17 protein-coding genes and 4 tRNA genes are annotated in these 22,461 nt (G+C 55.1%); 17 read left to right on the plus strand and 4 right to left on the minus strand.

Annotated features, from left to right (window positions below; all coding sequences use genetic code 11):
- The first annotated feature begins 267 nt into the window (after nucleotides 1-267).
- The 16 genes from rho (at nucleotide 268) to C3451_RS05265 (ending at nucleotide 14,750) form a co-directional block, all read left to right on the plus strand.
- Nucleotides 268-1,527: a transcription termination factor Rho gene (gene rho / locus C3451_RS05190; protein ID WP_001054528.1), complete on the plus strand. Its 1,260-nt coding sequence runs from the start codon at nucleotides 268-270 to the stop codon at nucleotides 1,525-1,527.
- A gap of 222 nt (nucleotides 1,528-1,749) precedes the next feature.
- On the plus strand, nucleotides 1,750-2,871 hold the full coding sequence (gene wecA, locus C3451_RS05195) for a UDP-N-acetylglucosamine--undecaprenyl-phosphate N-acetylglucosaminephosphotransferase (RefSeq protein WP_063139095.1): 1,122 nt from the start codon (nucleotides 1,750-1,752) through the stop codon (nucleotides 2,869-2,871).
- Between the two features lie 13 nt (nucleotides 2,872-2,884).
- Nucleotides 2,885-3,931 carry an ECA polysaccharide chain length modulation protein gene (gene wzzE / locus C3451_RS05200; protein WP_022646646.1) on the plus strand — a complete coding sequence of 349 codons (1,047 nt, stop codon included), beginning with the start codon at nucleotides 2,885-2,887 and terminating at the stop codon, nucleotides 3,929-3,931.
- A 56-nt stretch (nucleotides 3,932-3,987) separates the two neighbouring features.
- Entirely contained in the window at nucleotides 3,988-5,118 is a 1,131-nt protein-coding gene (gene wecB / locus C3451_RS05205; protein ID WP_032622055.1) for a UDP-N-acetylglucosamine 2-epimerase (non-hydrolyzing), read from the plus strand.
- On the plus strand, nucleotides 5,115-6,377 hold the full coding sequence (wecC, locus tag C3451_RS05210; protein ID WP_022646648.1) for a UDP-N-acetyl-D-mannosamine dehydrogenase: 1,263 nt from the start codon (nucleotides 5,115-5,117) through the stop codon (nucleotides 6,375-6,377). The genes wecB and wecC overlap by 4 nt, the downstream gene beginning before the upstream one ends.
- Entirely contained in the window at nucleotides 6,374-7,051 is a 678-nt protein-coding gene (gene rffC / locus C3451_RS05215; protein ID WP_023305220.1) for a dTDP-4-amino-4,6-dideoxy-D-galactose acyltransferase, read from the plus strand. The genes wecC and rffC overlap by 4 nt, the downstream gene beginning before the upstream one ends.
- Nucleotides 7,052-7,055: 4 nt before the next feature.
- Nucleotides 7,056-8,186: a dTDP-4-amino-4,6-dideoxygalactose transaminase gene (gene rffA, locus C3451_RS05220; protein ID WP_032608214.1), complete on the plus strand. Its 1,131-nt coding sequence runs from the start codon at nucleotides 7,056-7,058 to the stop codon at nucleotides 8,184-8,186.
- Between the two features lies 1 nt (nucleotide 8,187).
- Nucleotides 8,188-9,438, plus strand: coding sequence for a lipid III flippase WzxE (gene wzxE, locus C3451_RS05225; RefSeq protein WP_023305222.1), 1,251 nt, complete (start codon nucleotides 8,188-8,190; stop codon nucleotides 9,436-9,438).
- The gene (locus C3451_RS05230; RefSeq protein WP_023305223.1) at nucleotides 9,435-10,514 is read left to right on the plus strand and encodes a TDP-N-acetylfucosamine:lipid II N-acetylfucosaminyltransferase; all 1,080 of its coding nucleotides are present in this window, start codon (nucleotides 9,435-9,437) and stop codon (nucleotides 10,512-10,514) included. The genes wzxE and C3451_RS05230 overlap by 4 nt, the downstream gene beginning before the upstream one ends.
- A complete protein-coding gene (wzyE, locus tag C3451_RS05235; protein ID WP_017693948.1) occupies nucleotides 10,511-11,863 on the plus strand; it encodes an ECA oligosaccharide polymerase in 1,353 nt (450 codons plus the stop codon). Before C3451_RS05230 ends, wzyE begins: the two co-directional genes overlap by 4 nt.
- Nucleotides 11,864-11,875: 12 nt before the next feature.
- Nucleotides 11,876-12,616 carry a lipopolysaccharide N-acetylmannosaminouronosyltransferase gene (gene wecG, locus C3451_RS05240; RefSeq protein WP_045621332.1) on the plus strand — a complete coding sequence of 247 codons (741 nt, stop codon included), beginning with the start codon at nucleotides 11,876-11,878 and terminating at the stop codon, nucleotides 12,614-12,616.
- Nucleotides 12,617-12,813: 197 nt separating this feature from the next.
- Nucleotides 12,814-14,199, plus strand: a complete 1,386-nt coding sequence (locus C3451_RS05245; protein ID WP_023305225.1) for an amino acid permease — start codon at nucleotides 12,814-12,816, stop codon at nucleotides 14,197-14,199.
- 102 nt (nucleotides 14,200-14,301) lie between these two features.
- Nucleotides 14,302-14,378: transfer RNA gene (locus C3451_RS05250), tRNA-Arg, on the plus strand.
- A gap of 67 nt (nucleotides 14,379-14,445) precedes the next feature.
- Nucleotides 14,446-14,521 (plus strand) — tRNA-His (locus C3451_RS05255).
- Between the two features lie 21 nt (nucleotides 14,522-14,542).
- Nucleotides 14,543-14,629: transfer RNA gene (locus C3451_RS05260), tRNA-Leu, on the plus strand.
- Between the two features lie 44 nt (nucleotides 14,630-14,673).
- Nucleotides 14,674-14,750 (plus strand) — tRNA-Pro (locus tag C3451_RS05265).
- A 538-nt stretch (nucleotides 14,751-15,288) separates the two neighbouring features.
- Here C3451_RS05265 and hemY read toward each other — a convergent pair.
- Genes hemY through hemC form a run of 4 tightly spaced genes read right to left on the minus strand, consistent with a single transcriptional unit; the run spans nucleotide 15,289 to nucleotide 19,383 of the window.
- On the minus strand, nucleotides 15,289-16,488 hold the full coding sequence (hemY, locus tag C3451_RS05270; RefSeq protein WP_032622057.1) for a protoheme IX biogenesis protein HemY: 1,200 nt from the start codon (nucleotides 16,486-16,488) through the stop codon (nucleotides 15,289-15,291).
- 2 nt (nucleotides 16,489-16,490) lie between these two features.
- A complete protein-coding gene (gene hemX, locus C3451_RS05275) occupies nucleotides 16,491-17,684 on the minus strand; it encodes a uroporphyrinogen-III C-methyltransferase (RefSeq protein ID WP_022646657.1) in 1,194 nt (397 codons plus the stop codon).
- Nucleotides 17,685-17,704: 20 nt separating this feature from the next.
- Entirely contained in the window at nucleotides 17,705-18,445 is a 741-nt protein-coding gene (hemD, locus tag C3451_RS05280) for a uroporphyrinogen-III synthase (protein ID WP_023299041.1), read from the minus strand.
- Nucleotides 18,442-19,383 carry a hydroxymethylbilane synthase gene (hemC, locus tag C3451_RS05285; RefSeq protein ID WP_038415042.1) on the minus strand — a complete coding sequence of 314 codons (942 nt, stop codon included), beginning with the start codon at nucleotides 19,381-19,383 and terminating at the stop codon, nucleotides 18,442-18,444. Before hemC ends, hemD begins: the two co-directional genes overlap by 4 nt.
- A 349-nt stretch (nucleotides 19,384-19,732) precedes the next feature.
- Here hemC and cyaA point away from each other — a divergent pair, with 349 nt between their 5' ends.
- Complete coding sequence (gene cyaA / locus C3451_RS05295) at nucleotides 19,733-22,276, plus strand: class I adenylate cyclase (RefSeq protein ID WP_022646660.1); 2,544 nt, start codon at nucleotides 19,733-19,735, stop codon at nucleotides 22,274-22,276.
- The last annotated feature ends 185 nt before the right edge of the window (nucleotides 22,277-22,461 follow it).

Genomic DNA, 22,461 nt, shown 5'->3' on the forward strand with positions numbered 1-22,461 from the left:
AGCTATGACTACGTTTTAAACATATCTTGTTGTTTGAATCTTGTTTTACCCGATACTTCCCGTTGTTAACTTAAACAGTGCGTGAAGTTGCTAGATTCCGGGCTTGTCACTCAATCCGTCTTGTCGTTTCAGTTCTGCGTTCTTTCCCTGTGACCAGACAGCGAACAGACATGAGGTGATGGCCGCTAAACAGGCATGGATGACCCTGCCATACCATTCACAACATTAAGTTCGAGAATCACCCCGAGTTTAAGAACCCACACCATTATGAATCTTACCGAATTAAAGAATACGCCGGTTTCTGAGCTGATCACTCTCGGCGAAAATATGGGACTGGAAAACCAGGCTCGTATGCGCAAGCAGGACATCATTTTCGCCATCCTGAAGCAACACGCTAAGAGTGGCGAAGATATCTTTGGCGACGGTGTGCTGGAGATACTGCAAGACGGATTTGGTTTCCTCCGCTCTGCAGACAGCTCCTACCTCGCCGGCCCTGACGACATCTACGTATCCCCTAGCCAAATCCGCCGTTTCAACCTCCGCACTGGTGACACCATTTCAGGTAAGATTCGTCCTCCAAAAGAGGGTGAACGCTACTTTGCGCTGTTGAAGGTTAATGAAGTCAACTACGACAAACCGGAAAACTCCCGCAATAAGATCCTGTTCGAGAACTTAACGCCGCTGCACGCGAACTCTCGCCTGCGCATGGAGCGTGGTAACGGGTCTACTGAAGACTTAACCGCTCGTGTGCTGGATCTGGCATCGCCAATTGGTCGTGGTCAGCGTGGTCTGATTGTGGCACCGCCAAAAGCCGGTAAAACTATGCTGCTGCAAAACATTGCGCAGAGCATTGCTTACAACCATCCAGACTGTGTGCTGATGGTGCTGCTGATTGACGAACGTCCGGAAGAAGTGACCGAGATGCAGCGTCTGGTGAAAGGTGAAGTGGTTGCGTCTACCTTCGACGAACCGGCTTCTCGCCACGTTCAGGTTGCGGAAATGGTTATCGAGAAGGCGAAACGCCTGGTTGAGCACAAGAAAGACGTGATCATCCTGCTCGATTCCATTACCCGTCTGGCGCGTGCCTACAACACCGTGGTGCCGGCTTCCGGTAAAGTACTGACCGGTGGTGTGGACGCCAACGCCCTGCACCGTCCGAAGCGTTTCTTCGGTGCGGCGCGTAACGTGGAAGAGGGCGGTAGCCTGACCATTATCGCGACGGCGCTGATCGATACCGGCTCCAAAATGGATGAAGTTATCTACGAAGAGTTTAAAGGTACAGGCAACATGGAACTGCACCTTTCTCGTAAAATCGCAGAAAAACGCGTCTTCCCGGCGATCGACTACAACCGTTCCGGTACCCGTAAAGAAGAGCTGCTTACCACTCAGGAAGAGCTGCAGAAAATGTGGATCCTGCGCAAAATCATCCATCCAATGGGCGAAATCGACGCAATGGAATTCCTCATTAACAAACTGGCGATGACTAAAACGAACGACGATTTCTTCGACATGATGAAACGCTCGTAACGCAAATAATCCCAGTAAACGCCACGTTTTTACGTGGCGTTTTTTATTTATGGGCTATACGCTATTACCACACACTCCCAATTTTGCCCGGTCGGTGCGACAATAAGAAAATTCGCACAGTAAAAATATTAATAGCTTGAATAATAAACAAATGGGTCGCAAGAGGTGTGCTTTATGCCTTCTGGCTTGATGCCATCATGGTTATACTTCTTTGACTAACATATGTTGAGAACATCCGTTGTGAACCTATTCGATACGTTTGCTGAACTCACCAGTATTTTTTTGTTCACTACTTGCTTTCTTTTTTTAGCACGTAAGGTAGCAAAATATGTCGGTTTAGTGGACAAACCTAACTTCCGTAAACGGCACCAAGGTATGATTCCCTTGGTGGGAGGAATCTCCGTTTTTGCAGGTGTTTCTTTCACTTTTGCTGTCGCGGATTACTATATCCCACATGCCAGGCTGTACCTGTGCTGTGCGTCTGTTCTGGTTGTTGTGGGGGCACTTGATGATCGCTACGATATCAGTGTAAAAATTCGAGCCTTCGTGCAGGCTGCAGTTGCTCTTGCCATGATGGTGGCGGCAAACCTTCACCTTAGCACTCTTGGATACATTTTTGGTTCCTGGGAGATGGTACTTGGGCCATTTGGTTACTTCCTTACACTCTTTGCCGTATGGGTCGCCATCAATGCATTTAATATGGTAGATGGGATTGATGGTTTATTGGGCGGACTATCTTGTGTTTCATTTGCTGCCATTGGCATAATCTTATGGTTTGATGGTCAATACAGCCTGGCAATGTGGTGTTTTGCTATGATTGCGGCCATTCTGCCCTATATTCTTTTAAATCTTGGCGCGCTGGGCCGTCGCTATAAAGTCTTTATGGGCGATGCGGGTAGCACATTGATTGGTTTCACTATTATCTGGATCTTATTGGAAACCACTCAGGGTAAAACACATCCAATCAGCCCGGTTACAGCGCTTTGGATCATTGCCATTCCGCTGATGGATATGGTGGCGATTATGTATCGTCGTCTGCGTAAAGGAATGAGCCCATTTTCTGCGGACCGGCAGCATATTCATCATCTGATTATGCGCGCCGGCTTCACGTCTCGTCAGGCGTTTGTGCTGATTACGCTAGCGGCTGCTATTCTGGCTGCGATTGGCGTTGCCGCGGAATACGCCCATTTCATTCCTGAATGGGTAATGTTGGTATTATTCTTGCTAGCATTTTTCATGTACGGTTACTGCATCAAGCGTGCATGGAAAGTTGCGCGTTTTATTAAACGTTTAAAACGCAGGATGCGTCGGAACAGTGGCAAAAACACAACTTTAACTAAGTAAAACCGGGACTATGATGACTCAACCGTTGGCGGGAGCGAAATCAGTGGGCACTGAGAACGAGCTGGATATTCGTGGTTTGTTTCGAGTGTTATGGCAGGGCAAACTGTGGATTGTGGGGATTGGCCTGGGGTTCGCGCTGTTAGCGCTTGCCTACACCTTCTTTGCGAAACAAGAGTGGAGCGCCACAGCGATCACAGACCGACCAACGGTGAATATGCTTGGAGGCTACTACTCCCAGCAGCAATTCCTGCGTAATCTTGATATCAAGGCCAATCTGGCGACCCCGGATCAGGCCTCGGTGATGGATGAGTCCTACAAAGAGTTTGTGATGCAGCTGGCGTCGTGGGATACACGTCGCGATTTCTGGTCCCAGACAGACTACTACAAGCAGCGCATGGTCGGTAACAGCAAAGCGGATGCCGCGCTGCTGGATGATTTAATCAACAACATTCAATTTATGCCTGGCGATGTGCTCCGTAACGTTAGCGACAGCGTGAAGCTGATTGCGGAAACGGCGCCTGACGCCAATAACCTGTTGCGTCAGTACGTTGCTTTTGCCAGCCAGCGTGCGGCCAGTCATCTGAATGACGAGCTGAAAGGCGCCTGGGCTGCGCGAACTATCCAGATGAAAGCGCAGGTCAAACGTCAGGAAGAGGTCGCTAAGGCCATCTTCGCCCGTCGCGTGCATAATATTGAGCAGGCGCTGAAGATTGCGGAACAGCACAATATTTCCCGTAGCGAAACGGATGTTCCGGCTGACGAACTCCCTGATTCAGAAATGTTCCTTCTTGGTCGCCCAATGCTTCAGGCACGTCTGGAAAATATCCAGGCCGTTGGCCCTGACTTTGACCTTGATTACGACCAAAACCGCGCCATGCTCAATACGCTCAACGTCGGTCCAACGCTGGACCCGCGTTTTCAGACCTATCGTTATTTAAGAACGCCTGAAGAGCCTGTAAAACGCGATAGTCCGCGTCGCGCATTCCTGATGATCATGTGGGGGATTGTGGGCGCACTGACTGGCGCTGGCGTAGCGTTATTACGTCGCCGCACAAACTAAGAACGCCGTCTACGATGAAGGCTGCGGCCTTCATCGTCTAATCGAAGAGAATCGATGTGAAAGTACTAACCGTATTTGGCACCAGGCCGGAGGCCATCAAGATGGCGCCTCTGGTTCATGCGCTGGCCAGAGATCCTGATATTGAAGCGAAAGTGTGCGTGACTGCCCAGCACCGTGAGATGCTCGATCAGGTCTTAACCCTCTTTTCTATCGTCCCGGATTACGATCTCAATATAATGAAACCGGGACAGGGACTGACGGAAATCACCTGCCGTATTCTGCAAGAATTAAAGCCTATTCTGGAGTCGTTCAAGCCGGATGTAGTGCTGGTGCACGGCGACACCACCACCACCGTGGCGACCAGCCTGGCCGCGTTCTATCAGCGTATCCCTGTTGGCCATGTCGAAGCGGGACTGCGTACCGGCAATCTTTATTCCCCGTGGCCGGAAGAGGCCAACCGTACGCTCACCGGTCACCTGGCGATGTACCATTTTGCGCCAACCGAGAACTCACGTCAGAACCTGCTGCGCGAAAATATCAGCGACAGCAAAATCTTCGTTACCGGCAATACGGTCATTGATGCGCTGATTTGGGTGCGTGACCGCGTGCTGGCTAACAGCGAGCTTCAGGCAGAACTCGCTGCGCGCTATCCGTTCCTGAACAACGGCAAGAAAACGATTCTGGTGACGGGACACCGCCGCGAAAGTTTTGGCCGTGGCTTTGAGCAAATCTGCCACGCGCTGGCTGAAATCGCCGCGCAGAATGAGGATGTGCAGATTGTCTATCCGGTGCACCTTAACCCTAACGTCAGCGAACCGGTCAACCGTATCCTGGGCCACGTGGAAAACGTGCTCCTGATAGAGCCGCAGGACTATCTGCCATTTGTCTGGCTGATGAACCACGCCTGGCTGATCCTGACCGATTCTGGCGGCATTCAGGAAGAGGCGCCTTCCCTCGGTAAGCCGGTACTGGTGATGCGCGAAACCACTGAACGTCCGGAAGCGGTCACTGCCGGTACCGTGCGTCTGGTGGGAACGGATCCGCGTCGTATTGTCGAAGAGGTCACGCGCTTACTGCATGACGAAGAAGAGTATCAGGCGATGAGCCGTGCCCATAACCCGTACGGGGACGGGCAGGCTTGTGGACGTATTTTGCACGCACTTAAACACAATCGGGTAACGCTATGAGTTTTACTACCATCTCTGTTGTTGGTCTCGGCTATATCGGGCTGCCTACTGCGGCGGCCTTTGCCTCTCGTCAAAAGCAGGTTATTGGCGTAGATATCAACGCGCATGCGGTAGAAACCATCAACCGTGGCGAAATTCATATCGTGGAGCCCGATCTCGATCGCGTGGTGAAAAAGGCGGTGGACGGTGGCTTCCTGCGCGCCAGCACCACGCCGGTAGAAGCCGATGCGTACCTGATTGCGGTGCCTACGCCCTTTAAAGGCGATCACGAGCCTGACATGGTTTACGTCGAGGCGGCGGCAAAATCCATTGCGCCTGTGCTGAAGAAAGGGGCACTGGTTATTCTTGAGTCCACTTCACCTGTTGGGGCAACCGAGCAGATGGCACAGTGGCTGGCCGAGGCGCGTCCCGATCTCAGCTTCCCCCAGCAGGCGGGCGACCAGGCCGATATCAACATCGCCTACTGCCCTGAGCGCGTACTGCCAGGCCAGGTGATGGTGGAACTGATTAAAAATGACCGCGTGATTGGCGGCATGACCCCAGTCTGCTCCGCGCGCGCCAGCGAGCTGTATAAGATCTTCCTTGAAGGCGAATGCGTGGTGACCAACTCCCGCACCGCCGAGATGTGCAAACTGACCGAAAACAGCTTCCGCGATGTTAACATTGCATTTGCGAATGAACTGTCGTTGATTTGCGCCGATCAGGGGATTAACGTCTGGGAACTTGTTCGCCTTGCCAATCGTCACCCACGCGTGAACATCCTTCAGCCGGGGCCGGGTGTGGGTGGGCACTGTATCGCTGTCGATCCGTGGTTTATCGTGGCGCAGAATCCGGAACAGGCACGCCTGATTCGCACCGCGCGCGAAGTAAACGACCACAAACCGCACTGGGTTATCAACCAGGTGAAAGCCACGGTGGCGGATTGCCTCGCCGACAGCGGCAAACGTGCCAGTGAGCTGAAAATTGCCTGCTTTGGTCTGGCATTCAAACCGAATATTGACGATCTGCGCGAAAGCCCGGCAATGGAAATTGCCGAAACGATCGCAGCCTGGCACACCGGTGAAACGCTGGTGGTTGAGCCGAATATTCATGCGTTGCCGGCAAAACTTGCCGGTCACTGCACCCTTACCGCACTGGATGACGCGCTGGCGACGGCGGATGTGCTGGTGCTGCTGGTGGATCACAATGCGTTTAAAGCGGTCTCCGCTGATGCCGTGCGTCAGCAGTATATTGTTGATACTAAGGGCGTTTGGCGTTGATTACTCTCAACGGCGTGCTGGAGTCCCTTGAGTGGGAAAGCGTATTTTTTTCGCTCCCCTCAGCGATAGTGCGTCTGCGCGATAACGCTCCTGCGTTGCAGGACGCAGACTTCAGCGCCTGGCAGCGCGTACAGGCTAAGATCCCGGCGGACCGCGCCGATCTGCTGGACGCGCTCCAGCAGCACGGATTCCGGCTGGTCGAGGGCGAGGTTGATCTCTCTGTTACCGTGGCCCGCCACGGCTCACCGGGCGCGGAAATTGCAACGGAGCAGGATATCCCCGCGCTGCGCAAGATGGCGGCGCTGGCTTTCGCTCAAAGCCGTTTCCGGGCGCCCTGGTATGCGCCCGATGACAGCGGCCGCTTTTATGCCCGGTGGATAGAGAATGCGGTTAAAGGCACGTTTGACCACGTCTGTCTGGTGTTCCGTACTGCCGGTGGGCAGATTCAGGGTTTTGTTTCGCTTCGCAGGCTCAACGAGCAAGAGGCGCGCATCGGTTTGTTAGCCGGGCGCGGCATGGGCGAAAAACTCATGCAGGCGGCGCTGCACTGGGCGGAGCAACAACAGGTATCGACGCTGCGGGTCGCAACCCAGATGGGCAACACCGCTGCGCTTAAACGTTATATTGCGAGTGGTGCCAGCATTGACGCCACCGCCTACTGGTTATACAGGTGACAAGATGATTCCATTTAACGCGCCTCCCGTTGTGGGCACTGAACTTGATTACATGCAGTCGGCTATGGGCAGCGGCAAGCTCTGTGGCGACGGTGGTTTTACCCGTCGCTGCCAGCAGTGGATGGAGCAACGTTTTCACAGTGCCAAGGTGCTGCTGACGCCGTCCTGTACCGCATCGCTCGAAATGGCCGCGCTGCTGCTGGATATTCAGCCCGGCGATGAAGTGATCATGCCGAGCTACACCTTCGTCTCCACGGCGAACGCGTTTGTCCTGCGCGGGGCGAAAATCGTGTTTGTGGATATCCGTCCGGATACTATGAACATCGACGAAACGCTGATTGAAGCGGCGATCACCGACAAAACGCGGGCGATTGTTCCGGTGCATTACGCGGGCGTGGCCTGTGAAATGGACACCATCATGGCCATCGCCAAAAAGCACAACCTGTTCGTGGTGGAAGATGCCGCGCAGGGCGTGATGTCCACCTACAAAGGTCGCGCGCTGGGAACCATCGGTCATATCGGTTGCTTTAGCTTCCACGAAACCAAAAACTACACCGCAGGCGGCGAAGGCGGCGCGACGCTGATTAACGATCGTGCCCTTGTGGAGCGTGCGGAAGTGATCCGTGAAAAAGGGACCAACCGCAGCCAGTTCTTCCGCGGTCAGGTGGATAAATACACCTGGCGCGATATCGGCTCAAGCTACCTGATGGCGGACTTGCAGGCCGCGTATCTCTGGGCGCAGCTGGAAGCGGCAGAGCGAATCAATCTGCAACGCCTCTCCCTGTGGCAAACCTACTACGACGCGCTGGAGCCGCTGGCTAAAGCCGGACGTATTGAACTGCCGACTATTCCGGCAGACTGCATCCACAACGCCCACATGTTCTATATCAAGCTGCGCGATAACGACGATCGCAGCAAGCTGATTGCCTGGCTGAAGGAGGCGGAAATTATGGCGGTATTCCACTATATTCCGCTGCACTCCAGCCCGGCTGGCGAAGCCTTCGGGATGTTTGCCGGTGAAGACCGCTACACCACCAAAGAGAGCGAACGTCTGCTCCGCCTGCCCCTGTTCTACAACCTCGCGCCGGTGAACCAGCGTACGGTGATCAATTCGCTTCTGAGTTATTTCGCCTGATATGTCTCTGGCAAAAGCGTCGGTGTGGACGGCAGCGTCCACGCTAGTAAAAATTGGCGCCGGGTTACTGGTCGTCAAGCTGCTGGCCGTCTCATTTGGTCCGTCAGGCGTTGGGCTGGCAGGGAACTTCCGCCAGCTGGTCACGGTGCTTGGCGTGCTGGCAGGTGCCGGGATATTCAATGGCGTCACCAAATACGTCGCGCAGCATCATGACGATGCCGAAAAGCTTCGCACGGTGGTGGGCACCTCCTCTGCTATGGTGCTGGGCTTCTCTACGTTGCTGGCCATCGTCTTTTTGCTGGCGGCGGCACCTGTTAGTCAGGGACTGTTCGGACACACGCACTATCAGGGACTGGTGCGCCTGGTGGCGTTCGTTCAGATGGGGATCGCCTGGGCGAACCTGCTGCTGGCGCTGATGAAAGGCTTCCGTGATGCCGCCGGGAATGCGCTGGCTCTGATCCTCGGCAGCATTATCGGCGTTATCGCCTACTACTTCTGCTATCGGCTGGGCGGCTATGAAGGCGCGCTGCTGGGGCTGGCGCTGGTGCCTGCGCTCGTTGTCGTTCCGGCAGCGTTTATGCTGATGCGCAGAGGCAATGTCCCGCTGAGTTACCTGAAACCGCAGTGGGACAAGATGCTGGCGGGGCAGCTAGGAAAGTTTACCCTGATGGCGCTCATCACTTCGGTAACGCTTCCCGTGGCTTACGTGATGATGCGAAACCTGCTGGCAGCGCATTACAGCTGGGATGAAGTGGGGATCTGGCAGGGCGTAAGCAGCATTTCAGATGCTTACCTCCAATTTATTACGGCTTCCTTTAGCGTCTATTTGCTGCCAACCTTATCGCGCCTGACGTCCAGGCAGGATATTACCCGCGAGATTTTTCGCGCCCTGCGTTTCGTGTTGCCGGCCGTTGCGATCGCCAGCTTTACCGTCTGGTTACTGCGTGATTTCGCCATCTGGCTGCTGTTTTCAGCGAAGTTTACCGCCATGCGCGATCTGTTTGCCTGGCAACTGGTCGGCGATGTGCTGAAAGTGGGGGCATACGTTTTCGGCTATCTGGTGATTGCGAAGGCTTCGCTGCGGTTGTATATCCTGGCAGAGATCGGCCAGTTTGCGCTGCTAACGGCATTTTCTCACTGGCTGATCCCCACCCACGGTGCGCTGGGGGCGGCGCAGGCCTATATGGCAACTTATATCGTTTATTTCGCTGCCTGTTGCGGCGTATTTTTACTTTGGCGTAAACGCGCATGACTGCACTGATACACATACTGGGATCGGATATCCCGCATCATAACCAGACCGTTCTGCGGTTCTTCAACGATGAACTGGCATCCGGCACGCCCGATGCGCGTGAGTTTATGGTCGTTGGATGCGATAACGGCCTGAGCGCGGCGTGTCCGGCATTGCATATCACCTTCTGGCCAGACAAAGCGGCGCTGACGAAGGCCGTGGTTGCTAAAGCCAAAGCGGATCGAAGCCAACGTTTCTTCTTCCATGGACAGTTCAATACCGGACTGTGGCTGGCGCTGTTAAGCGGCGGGATCAAACCTTCTCAGTTCAGCTGGCATATCTGGGGAGCGGATCTCTACGAAGTCTCCCGTGGCTGGAAGTTCCGACTTTTCTATCCGCTGCGTCGTCTGGCGCAGGCGCGCGTGGGCTGCGTTTTTGCTACCCGAGGCGATCTCAACTATTTTGCTAAACAGCACCCGAAGGTTCGCGGGGAGCTGCTCTATTTCCCGACCCGTATGGATCCGGCGCTGAACACCATGGCGAATGACACGGTTCGAGAGGGCAAGCTGACCATCCTGGTGGGGAATTCCGGCGATCGCAGTAACGAGCATGTCGCGGCGCTGAGGGCGGTGCATCAGCAGTTTGGCGACACGGTGAACGTGGTGGTGCCGATGGGCTATCCCGCCAATAACGACGCCTACATCGATGAAGTTCGCCAGCAGGGGCTTGCGCTGTTTAGCGCGGAAAACCTGCACATTCTCAGCGATAAGCTGGAATTTGATGACTATCTCGCGCTGCTGCGAAAATGCGATCTGGGCTATTTCATCTTTGCCCGTCAGCAGGGGATTGGCACGCTGTGTCTGCTGATTCAGGCGGGCGTACCCTGCGTGCTCAACCGCGAAAACCCGTTCTGGCAGGACATGGCCGAGCAGCATATTCCGGTGCTGTTTACCTCTGACACGCTTAATGTCGAGGTGGTACGGGAAGCGCAGCGTCAGCTCACGCTGGTGGATAAAAATAGCATCGACTTTTTCAGCCCGAACTACCTCACGCCGTGGCACCGCGCGCTGCGTATTGCTTCAGGAGACAACGCATGAGCCAGTTGCAGTTTAGCGGCTTGCTGGTGGTCTGGCTGCTGAGCACGCTGTTTATCGCCACGCTCACCTGGTTTGAATTCCGGCGGGTACGTTTTAACTTCAACGTATTCTTCTCGCTGCTGTTTTTGCTGACCTTTTTCTTTGGCTTCCCGCTGACCAGCATCCTCGTGTTCCGCTTTGATGTTGGCGTCGCGCCGCCGGAAATCTTGTTGCAGGCGCTGCTCTCTGCGACCTGCTTCTACGCGGTGTACTACGTCACTTATAAAACGCGCCTGCGAGCGGCAAAAGACACCACCCCCCGTCGTCCGCTGTTTACCATGAACCGGGTAGAAACCCATCTGACGTGGGTTATGCTGATGACTATCGCCCTCGTCAGCGTGGCGATTTTCTTCATGCATAACGGCTTTTTACTGTTTAAGTTACAGTCCTATAGCCAGATTTTCTCCGCCGAAGTCTCCGGCGTCGCGCTCAAGCGTTTCTTCTATTTCTTTATCCCGGCGATGCTGGTGGTCTTTTTCCTGCGTCAGGACAGCAAAGCCTGGCTGTTCTTCCTGGTCAGCACCGTCGCATTTGGCATTCTGACCTACATGATCGTCGGCGGCACCCGCGCCAACATCATTATCGCCTTCGCGATTTTCCTGTTTATCGGCATTATTCGCGGCTGGATCTCGCTGTGGATGCTGGCGGCGGCAGGCGTCTTTGGCATTGTGGGGATGTTCTGGCTGGCGCTGAAGCGCTACGGGCTGAACGTGGCCGGCGACGAAGCGTTTTACACCTTCCTATATCTGACGCGCGACACCTTCTCGCCGTGGGAAAACCTGGCATTACTGCTGCAAAACTACGACAAGATCGAATTCCAGGGGCTGGCGCCGATTGTTCGCGATTTCTATGTCTTTATACCGACGTGGCTGTGGCCCGATCGTCCCGGCATTGTCCTGAACACGGCGAACTACTTCACCTGGGAAGTGCTGAACAACCATTCGGGTCTGGCGATTTCCCCAACCCTGATTGGCTCGCTGGTAGTGATGGGCGGAACGTGGTTTATCCTGCCTGGCGCGATCGCGGTAGGGCTGATAATAAAATGGTTCGACTGGCTATATACGCTGGGTAACGAAGAGACCAACCGCTACAAAGCCGCTGTTTTGCACAGTTTCTGTTTCGGTGCCATTTTCAATATGATCGTTCTGGCGCGCGAGGGGCTGGATTCATTCGTCTCACGCGTGGTGTTCTTTATGGTCGTTTTCGGACTCTGTCTGCTGCTGGCAAAACTGCTGTACTGGTTGTTTGACAGTGCAGGGCTTGTGCACAGACGTGAGCCACAGGGCAGCACAACGCTGTCGCAAGTCTGAGTAGGGATTATCATGACGGATACAACTTCAGCCCCGCGTTATGCGCTGCGCGGGCTACAGCTGATTGGCTGGCGTGACATGCAGCATGCGCTGGATTTTCTGTTCGCGGACGGGCAGATGAAGTCGGGCACGCTGGTGGCCATCAACGCAGAAAAAATGCTGGCGGTTGAAGATAATGCGGAAGTGAAAAGCCTGATTGAAGCCGCGGAGTTTAAATACGCAGACGGTATTAGCGTGGTGCGTTCAATTCGTAAAAAGTTTCCAGACGCTAATGTGTCTCGCGTGGCGGGTGCTGACCTTTGGGAGCGGCTTATGGAGCGCGCAGGCGCTGAAGGCACGCCGGTATTTTTGATCGGCGGCAAGCCAGAGGTGCTGGCGCAGACCGAACAAAAGCTGCGTAACCAGTGCAATGTTAACATTGTGGGCAGCCAGGATGGCTATTTCAGGCCGGAAGATCGCCAGGCGTTATATGAGCGCGTGCGCGACAGCGGGGCGAAAATTGTCACTGTCGCTATGGGGTCGCCGCGCCAGGAAATACTGATGCGCGATTGCCGTCTGGTCAGCCCGGATGCGCTTTATATGGGCGTTGGCGGCACCTACGACGTCTTTACCGGCCACGTTAAGCGTGCGCCCAAAGTCTGGCAAAATCTGGGGCTGGAGTGGCTCTACCGCCTGCTCTCCCAACCGACGCGTATAAAACGACAGATTCGCCTTCTGCGCTACCTCGCCTGGCACTACACCGGGAAAATGTAATCAATATGCAGCGCGATCTGCTGTTCGCGCTGCAACACCCCCCGCAAAACTGCTGAGTTTATGTGCAATGCATTCATTTTTTTAATGCATTGTTTGCCATTTGCCAGAATTTAAGAAACCATTCGCTCCGTATTTCAGTACCCCTCAAAACAATACCCGGCAACAAGTCGGGAAACAGCAAACACAACCGAGGAATTATGGCAGAGAAAAAACCGGAGCTTCAGCGTGGGCTGGAAGCTCGACATATTGAACTGATCGCGCTGGGCGGGACTATCGGCGTTGGCCTGTTTATGGGCTCGGCAAGCACGCTGAAGTGGGCGGGGCCTTCCGTCCTGCTGGCGTATATTATTGCCGGACTGTTCGTCTTCTTCATCATGCGCTCAATGGGCGAAATGCTGTTCCTGGAGCCGGTGACGGGCTCTTTCGCCGTTTACGCCCACCGGTATATGAGCCCGTTCTTTGGTTATCTCACGGCCTGGTCGTACTGGTTTATGTGGATGGCCGTGGGGATTTCGGAGATCACCGCCATCGGGGTCTACGTGCAGTTCTGGTTCCCGGAGATGGCCCAGTGGATACCCGCGCTTATTGCCGTAGGGCTGGTGGCGCTGGCGAACCTTGCCGCCGTTCGTCTTTACGGCGAAATCGAGTTCTGGTTTGCGATGATCAAAGTCACCACCATCATCGTGATGATTGTCGTTGGCCTTGGGGTCATCTTCTTTGGCTTCGGTAACGGCGGGCACGCTATCGGTTTTGGTAACCTGACCGGGCACGGCGGCTTCTTTGCGGGCGGCTGGAAGGGCTTTCTGACGGCGCTCTGTATCGTTGTCGCCTCCTATCAGGGCGTTGAGCTGATCGGCATTACCGCAGGTGAGGCGAAAAACCCGCAGGTCACGCTGCGTAGCGCGGTAGGCAAGGTGCTGTGGCGTATCCTGATTTTCTATGTGGGCGCGATCTTCGTTATCGTGACCATTTTCCCATGGAACGAGATCGGCACCACCGGCAGCCCGTTTGTCTTAACCTTCGCTAAGATTGGCATCACGGCGGCAGCCGCCATTATCAACTTTGTGGTGCTGACGGCGGCGCTCTCCGGCTGTAACAGCGGGATGTACAGCTGCGGGCGCATGCTTTACGCGCTCTCGCAAAACAAACAGCTGCCGGCGGTGATGGGTAAAGTCTCCCGCGTGGGTGTACCGGTGGCGGGCGTAGCGGTGTCGATTGTGATTCTGCTGATTGGCTCTTGCCTGAACTACATCATCCCGAATCCGCAGCGCGTGTTTGTTTATGTTTATAGCGCCAGCGTGCTGCCGGGGATGGTACCGTGGTTTGTCATTTTGATTAGCCAGCTGCGTTTCCGACAGGCGCACAAAGAAGCGATCGCCAGCCATCCATTCCGTTCCATTCTGTTCCCGTATGCGAACTATTTGACGATGGCGTTCCTGATTTGCGTATTAATTGGAATGTACTTTAATGAAGATACCCGCATGTCGCTGTTTGTCGGGATGATCTTCCTTGCTGCCGTCACAGCTGCATATAAACTTTTTGGCCTGGGTCGCCGTGGCTCCGCCCATAAAGTGGAGGAATAAGCGGCAAAATGTGCAAACCATAACCAAACGCGCATTTTTTTCAAAAAAGCACTAGACAGCGGGGTCGGAGGTACGTAATATCCAGCCCCGCAACGGCGCTAAGCGCCCGTAGCTCAGCTGGATAGAGCGCTGCCCTCCGGAGGCAGAGGTCTCAGGTTCGAATCCTGTCGGGCGCGCCATTTTAGTCCCGGCGCTAGAGCTGCGGTGGTCTGAGAAGTAGTCAGAACCGCGTGAAAGAATACAGTGGTGGCTATAGCTCAGTTGGTAGAGCCCTGGATTGTGATTCCAGTTGTCGTGGGTTCGAATCCCATTAGCCACCCCATTATTGAAAGAGTTGTGAATTGCGAAGGTGGCGGAATTGGTAGACGCGCTAGCTTCAGGTGTTAGTGTTCTTACGGACGTGGGGGTTCAAGTCCCCCCCCTCGCACCACGACTTTTAATGAGTTGAACTAAAAATTCAAAAAAGCAGTACATCGGCGAGTAGCGCAGCTTGGTAGCGCAACTGGTTTGGGACCAGTGGGTCGGAGGTTCGAATCCTCTCTCGCCGACCAATTTTGAACCCCGCTTCGGCGGGGTTTTTTGTTTTCTGCGCTTTTTCATCCTGTAGCCATTCCCCGACAACACTCTATATCCTTGTCGCGATTCAGCGACATATAAGCCTTTAATAATAAAGAATTTATTATTTTCTCTCTTAACCTGTCTCCTGGTGACGACAGATTGCCGCCCTTAGCGCGAGTTTGTATGGCGTAAGGCGGCTCTTAACAACATAATTTCCTTTTATCTTAAAATGTTGCGCGATGTAAAAGTTATGCGTGTAAACCTGGCACATTACATGCAATAATATGCGTGTAGATGCTCATTCCATCTCTTATGTTCGCCCTAAGGCCTCATAAACTCAGGAATGACGCAGAGCCGTTTACGGTGCTTATCGTCCACTGACAGATGTCGCTTCGGCCTCATCAAACACCATGGACATAACGTTGAGTGAAGCACCAATATGTTGTCTTACAGACCTGTTTTAACGCCTGCTTTTATAGCAGGCGTTTTTTTATGGGTACAAAAAAGGAGGCCATCTGGCCTCCTGGATAATTACTGCTGCGTTCCGTTATTGTGTAGCGTAAGCAGAAGCCCATCACGCCGCATGGCTGCGGCCTCTTCCGGCTTGTGCTGCTTGTCCAGCGAATCAGCAAGCCAGGCGTAATCAAATGCGTCCGGGCGTTGCTTCAGCGCAGCGCGGAAGGCCAGACTCGCCTCCTGCCACTCGCCGTGTTTCATCAAAGACTGGCCAAGCGTACTCCACAGCAGCGGACGATCGCCCACGGTTTTGATCTGCTGGCGCAATGCTTTTTCTATTTGTTCCGGATTGTTGGTTTTCAGACGCGGGATGACCATCACCAGGCGGTCATCATACTGTCGCTTGAGACCGTCGAGAAGGATCTCCTGCGCGGTGTCATGGTCGTCACACTCAATCAGATGTTCTGCCATCGCCACCTGAAGGGGAACCTGCTGGCGCGTTTTGCGGCTCTGGTTTTTCCACCAGGTTTTCAGGCCGTCGCTGCCAAGATCGGCGCGCGCCTGATCCATCAGGCCAATCCAGGCCAGACGCTGAAGTTCATCACGATGTTCATCATCGCCCACGTCGGCTTTCGCCATGGAAGGGATAATGTCCAGCAGCGAACCCCAGGCACCGGTCCGAATGTATGCCTGCTCCGCAAGACGCAGCACTTCCGGATGACGAGGGGTAATTTCCAGCAGACGGTCAACGCCGTGACGTGCGGCATGGTTTTCATTGCGCGCCAGTTGCAGACGAACGCGGGTGATCTCAACCGGAATCGGATCCTTAGTTGAGAGCTCAGATGCGCGTTCAAGATGCTGATTGGCGCGGGCCTCATCGCCTCGCTGTTGCGCCGCCTCAGCGGCCAGCAGATAGTTAACAACCGGCTGTTCTGCATGGTCGGCATTTTTCGACATCAGCTTTTCAACCTGCTGATAGTCGCCTTCGGCCAGCTTCAGCAACGCTTGCTCGGTCTGCTTACGGGCGCGACGGCGCTTACGGCCAACGAACCAGCCGCGCGTGTGAACACCGGTACGGAAAATCCGACGCAGGATCCATTCCACTGCCAGCAGGACGACCACACCCAGGATCAGGATGATCACCAGCCCTGTCACGCTGGTTTCGACGTTGTAGTTATCGGTCTGGATCAATACGTAACCCTGGTGACCCGCGAGCATCGGTCCCAGTACAATCCCGGCGATCAGCAGGATGAAGAGTAAGAAGACTTTTAGCATCATCACTCTCCTTGCGGCGCGCTTTCAGGCGCTGGCGCGGCGGCAGGTGCTTCAGCCGGGCGCTCTGCCGGAACGCCCGGCTGGGCCAGCAGGTTACGCACGCGCGTCTGCATGATCTTCTCCAGAATCGGCTGGCTTTCCAGCTTGTCCGGCACGTTCATGGTGATGTTTTGCTGGCTCAGCTTGTCGATATCCTCCAGGAACGCGGTCGTGGTTGCGTCATTGGTATCGTAGTAAGCACGTACCCACGTTGAAACGTTATCCAGCGCCTGTTTGTAGGTCTCTTCCTGGTGACGTGGTACGGCCTGGGCAGCCACCAGCAGGCGGGAGCGAATGTTTTCGCGCAGATAGACATCCTGGTTCGGTGCCAGCAGCGGCACGGCAGTTTCATCGCGGCGGCGAATGGTAATAAAGCTGTCCATAAAGTTCTGCCAGCTCTTTTGCAGGTTGATACGCCATTCGCTCAGGGAGCTGGAAAGCTCGGTGCCGTCAGAATCCATCGGGGAGTCATCATCGTTGTTATCGGCCAGCTGAAGGTTATCAATCTGGTTTGAGAGCTGATTTACCTTAAGGATGATACCGTCGTAGTCGACCTGAGAAACCGCAGACAGGCTGGCGATATCTTCCGTAATAGCGCGGCGTGCGTTGATGAGGCTCGGATCGTTCATATCGGCCAGGCTTGCGTCGGCGCTTTTCAGCAGCGCGGCGGCGGTGGTGACATCCTGATCGCTCCAGAGCTTGCGCCCGGCCAGCTTCACCAGAAAATCGGCCTGTGAGAGCAGCCAGGTTTTGGCATCGGTTCCCGAAATCGTGGCGACTTTCTCCTGCACTTCGCTCAGCTGTTTGGTCAACTCTTCACGTTTGCTGTTCGCGTCGGCGAGGGCGGCAGCCTGCTGTTTGATCACGCCTTCCAGCTCAGCTTTTTGCGTCTCCTGCGCTTTCTGTAGGGCGGTGATTTGGTTAACCAGCGCGTCGCTGGTGGCCGTCTGGTTGGTGCCTTGTTTCTTCACCAGTCCGTAGAGACCCACGCCTGCGGCCAGCGCAATCGCGATGGCAATCACGCTCAGCGTGAGGCTGGTTTTATTGCTGCCGTTTTTCTTCTCAACGGTTTTGTCTGTCGTCTCTGGCTGTGACGTGGTGTCCACAGTCTCCCTGGTCTCTTCAACCACGGCGGAGGATTTTTCGTGTTCCGTCATTATGGCTTCCCATTTGAGAGTTATTGTAATGCGCGCAGCAGCGCATCGTTGTCGGCGTTATCAGCGATCCGAATATCCTGCCAGCCCAGTTCCCGGGCGTGGTTCGCCAGACGCTCGCTGACGACCAGAAGCCGACAGCGGAGTAACCAGTTTTCGCGATACCAAAGCGGAATCAGCGACCAAAGCTGTTGTAACATTTCACCGCTGGTAACCACCAGCGTATTAATGCCGCGCGCGTGCCAGCGCATGGCTTCTTCCGCGCCATCATAGTGTTTCGCACAGCGCTGATAGCACTCCACAAACGTCACGTCTGCGCCGCGTTCGCGCAGCGTCTCGCCCAGCAGTTCGCGGCCACCGTTGCCGCGCAAAATGAGCGCACGCTTTCCGGCAATAGTTTGTAATTCAGGTAATTGTAGCAAGACTTCGCTGATTTCCCGATCTAACGGGTAACGAACATCGATTCCGCTCGCGGTATGTAAGGCCAGCGCCGTGGTGCGCCCGATGGCGAAATAGCGGGGTGCGTGGGGCCAGTTAACGCCCTGCTGTTGTAGCTGCGCATGGGCAAATTCCACAGCATGCTGCGATAGCGCAAAGAGCAGATCACCTTCCTGCAAGGCACGCATCTGGTCAGCGAGCGTAGGCAGCTCGCGACCGGGGGAGAATTCAATCAACGGAAAACTCCAGGCCACCTGCCCCAGTGCGCGCAGACGGCTCACTAACTGCTCTCCTGCGGGAGAAGGGCGGGTGACAAGTATGCTCATGCAGGGGGCTCTCCGTTATAGACCTCAGCCAGAATTTCACGCGCGCCGTTACTCAGCAGCTCTTCCGCCAGCGATACGCCAAGCGCCTCGGCATCCTGCGGCTTGCCGCGACGTTCACCGCGAACCATCTGCGAGCCGTCCGGCGCGCCAACCAGCGCACGCAGCCACAGCTCACCGTCAGTTAATTCAGCATAGCTGCCAATTGGCACCTGACAGCCTCCTTCGAGGCGAGTATTCATCGCGCGCTCGGCTTTTACGCGAACGGCGGTATCGTCATGATTCAGCGGCGCGAGCAGTGCCTGAGTACGCGCATCATCCAGACGACACTCAATGCCGACGGCACCCTGGCCGACGGCGGGGAGCGACAGCTCCGGCGGCAACGCCACGCGAATACGTTCTTCCAGCCCCAGGCGTTTCAGGCCCGCAACCGCAAGAATAATGGCATCGTAGTCGCCGTTATCCAGCTTGCCAAGGCGTGTGCCGACGTTCCCACGCAGCGAGCGAATCACCAGATCCGGGCGACGTTCAGCCAGCTGACACTGGCGGCGTAAACTTGACGTGCCGACCACGCTGCCTGCCGGCAACGCATCAAGCGAGTCATAGCGATTAGAGACAAACGCATCGCGCGGATCCTCGCGCTCGCAGATGGTCACCAGCCCCAGCCCTTCCGGGAACTCAACGGGCACATCTTTCATCGAATGCACGGCGATATCGGCGCGGTTCTCAAGCAATGCCAGTTCCAGCTCTTTGACAAACAGACCCTTTCCGCCCACTTTGGCCAGCGGCGTATCAAGAATGACATCGCCACGCGTGACCATTGGCACCAGCTCAACGCGTAATCCGGTGTGGCAGGCTTCCAGGCGCTGCTTAACATAATGTGCCTGCCAGAGCGCAAGAGGACTTTGGCGTGTGGCAATTCTCAAAACATTGTCTAACATGCTTGTTACCGTCATTATCAATCGCTAACCATCCTAACATTGTTGACACTCGGATGGCAGTTTTACGGTTGATGAAGAGTGAGAGGGACAGGGCGGCGTTCGCGTCAGCCACCGCCGTATTCAGGAATTTACACGTACAGAACGGTGCTACACTTGTATGTAGCGCATCTTTCTTTACGGTCAACCGGCAAGGTGTTAAATTGATCACGTTTTAGACCATTTTTTCGTCTGTACCACCAGAAAACAACAAGGCGAAAAAGGGTAACGGTTATTTTTTGAAATACTGCGGGTCCGCTGCTTGTTCTGTTTTGACTGGCGTGCGTCACCCGGAAACATCAGGCGATACGTCTTGTACCTCTATATTGAGACTCTGAAACAGAGACTGGATGCCATCAATCAATTGCGTGTGGATCGCGCGCTTGCTGCCATGGGCCCTGCTTTCCAGCAGGTATACAGTCTACTGCCGACATTGTTGCACTATCACCATCCGCTAATGCCGGGTTACCTCGATGGTAACGTTCCCCAGGGCATTTGCCTCTTCACGCCTGATGAAACCCAACAGCACTATCTGACTGAACTTGAGCTTTACCGTGGTATGCCGCCGCAGGTTTCGCCGAAAGGCGAGCTGCCGATTACCGGGGTTTACTCCATGGGCAGCACGTCATCGGTTGGGCAAAGTTGTTCTTCTGACCTGGATATCTGGGTCTGCCATCAGTCCTGGCTCGACAATGAAGAGCGCCAGCTGTTGCAGCGTAAATGCAGTCTGCTGGAGAGCTGGGCGGCGTCGCTCGGCGTGGAAGTGAGCTTCTTCCTGATTGATGAAAACCGTTTCCGCCATAACGAAAGCGGCAGTCTGGGTGGTGAAGACTGCGGCTCGACTCAGCACATTCTGTTGCTGGATGAGTTTTACCGTACTGCGGTTCGCCTGGCCGGAAAACGTATTCTGTGGAATATGGTGCCGTGCGATGAAGAAGAGAATTATGACGACTACGTCATGTCGCTTTACTCGCAGGGCGTACTGACGCCAAACGAGTGGCTGGATCTGGGCGGTCTGAGCTCCCTGTCCGCCGAAGAGTACTTTGGTGCAAGCCTCTGGCAGCTCTATAAGAGCATTGATTCACCGTACAAAGCGGTGCTGAAAACCCTGCTGCTGGAAGCCTACTCCTGGGAATACCCCACCCCGCGTCTGCTGGCGAAAGATATTAAGCAGCGTCTGCACGACGGGGAGATCGTCTCCTACGGGCTTGATGCCTACTGCATGATGCTGGAACGCGTCACCGAATACCTGACGGCCATTGATGACGCCACGCGTCTTGACCTGGTGCGTCGATGTTTCTATCTCAAAGTCTGTGAAAAACTGAGCCGCGAGCGCGCCTGCGTTGGCTGGCGCCGTGAAGTGGTCAGCCAGTTAGTCAAAGAGTGGGGATGGGACGAAGCGCGTCTCGCCATGCTCGACAACCGCGCCAACTGGAAAATCGATCAGGTGCGCGAGGCGCACAACGAGCTGCTTGATGCGATGATGCAGAGCTACCGCAACCTGATCCGCTTTGCCCGCCGTAACAACCTTAGCGTTTCTGCCAGCCCACAGGATATCGGGGTGCTGACCCGTAAACTGTACGCCGCGTTTGAAGCGTTGCCGGGCAAGGTAACGCTGGTGAACCCACAGATTTCGCCTGACCTGTCTGAACCGAATCTGACCTTTATCTACGTGCCGCCGGGCCGCGCAAACCGCACCGGGTGGTATCTGTACAACCGTGCGCCAAGCATGGATTCGATCATCAGCCATCAGCCGCTGGAGTATAACCGCTACCTTAACAAGCTGGTGGCCTGGGCCTGGTTTAACGGCCTTCTCACCTCACGCACCCGGTTGTTTATCAAGGGCAACGAGGTGGTCGATTTAGCCAAATTGCAGGAGATGGTGGCGGATGTCTCGCACCACTTCCCACTGCGTCTGCCTGCGCCGACGCCAAAAGCGCTCTACAGCCCGTGTGAGATTCGCCATCTGGCGATCATCGTCAACCTGGAATACGACCCGACGGCGGCCTTCCGCAATCAGGTGGTTCACTTTGACTTCCGTAAGCTGGACGTCTTTAGCTTCGGTGAGCAGCAAAACTGCCTGGTGGGCAGCGTGGATCTGCTGTACCGCAACTCGTGGAACGAAGTGCGTACCCTGCACTTTAACGGCGAGCAGGCGATGATCGAGGCGCTGAAAACGATCCTCGGCAAGATGCACCAGGACGCCGCGCCGCCGGACAGCGTGGAGGTGTTCTGCTACAGCCAGCACCTTCGCGGCCTGATTCGTACCCGCGTGCAGCAGCTGGTGTCTGAGTGCATCGAATTGCGTCTTTCCAGCACCCGGAATGAAACCGGACGCTTTAAAGCGCTGCGCGTCTCCGGCCAGACCTGGGGGCTGTTCTTTGAGCGCCTGAACGTGTCGGTGCAGAAGCTGGAGAACGCCATTGAATTCTACGGCGCGATTTCACACAACAAACTGCATGGCCTGTCGGTTCAGGTGGAAACCAACCACGTTAAGCTGCCGCAGGTGGTGGATGGCTTTGCGAGTGAAGGGATTATTCAGTTCTTCTTCGAGGAGTCGGGCGATAACGCCGGGTTTAATATCTACATTCTGGATGAAACCAACCGTGCCGAGGTGTATCACCACTGTGAAGGCAGCAAAGAGGAGCTGGTGCGCGACGTCAGCCGGTTCTATTCATCCTCGCACGATCGCTTTACCTACGGCTCAAGTTTTATCAACTTCAACCTGCCGCAGTTCTACCAGATTGTGAATGTGGATGGACGAGCGCAGGTGATCCCGTTCCGTACGCAGGCGATTACCCCTGCGGTGCCCGCTAACCAGGAAACTGCGCCGCTGTTGCAGCAGTATTTCTCCTGACCCTTTTCGCCGGGTGGCGCTAACGCTTACCCGGCCTACGGTCTGAGCTGCTGTTGCCGGGTGGCGCTAACGCTTACCCGGCCTACGGTCCGAGCTGCTGTTGCCGGGTGGCGCTAACGCTTACCCGGCCTACGGTCCGAGCTGCTGTTGCGGTTGGCGCTCACGCTTACCTAGACTATGGTTCG

Origin of the sequence: Enterobacter sp. 301B, from assembly GCF_003850715.1 — a bacterium.
GTDB classification, from domain to species: domain Bacteria; phylum Pseudomonadota; class Gammaproteobacteria; order Enterobacterales; family Enterobacteriaceae; genus Enterobacter; species Enterobacter intestinihominis.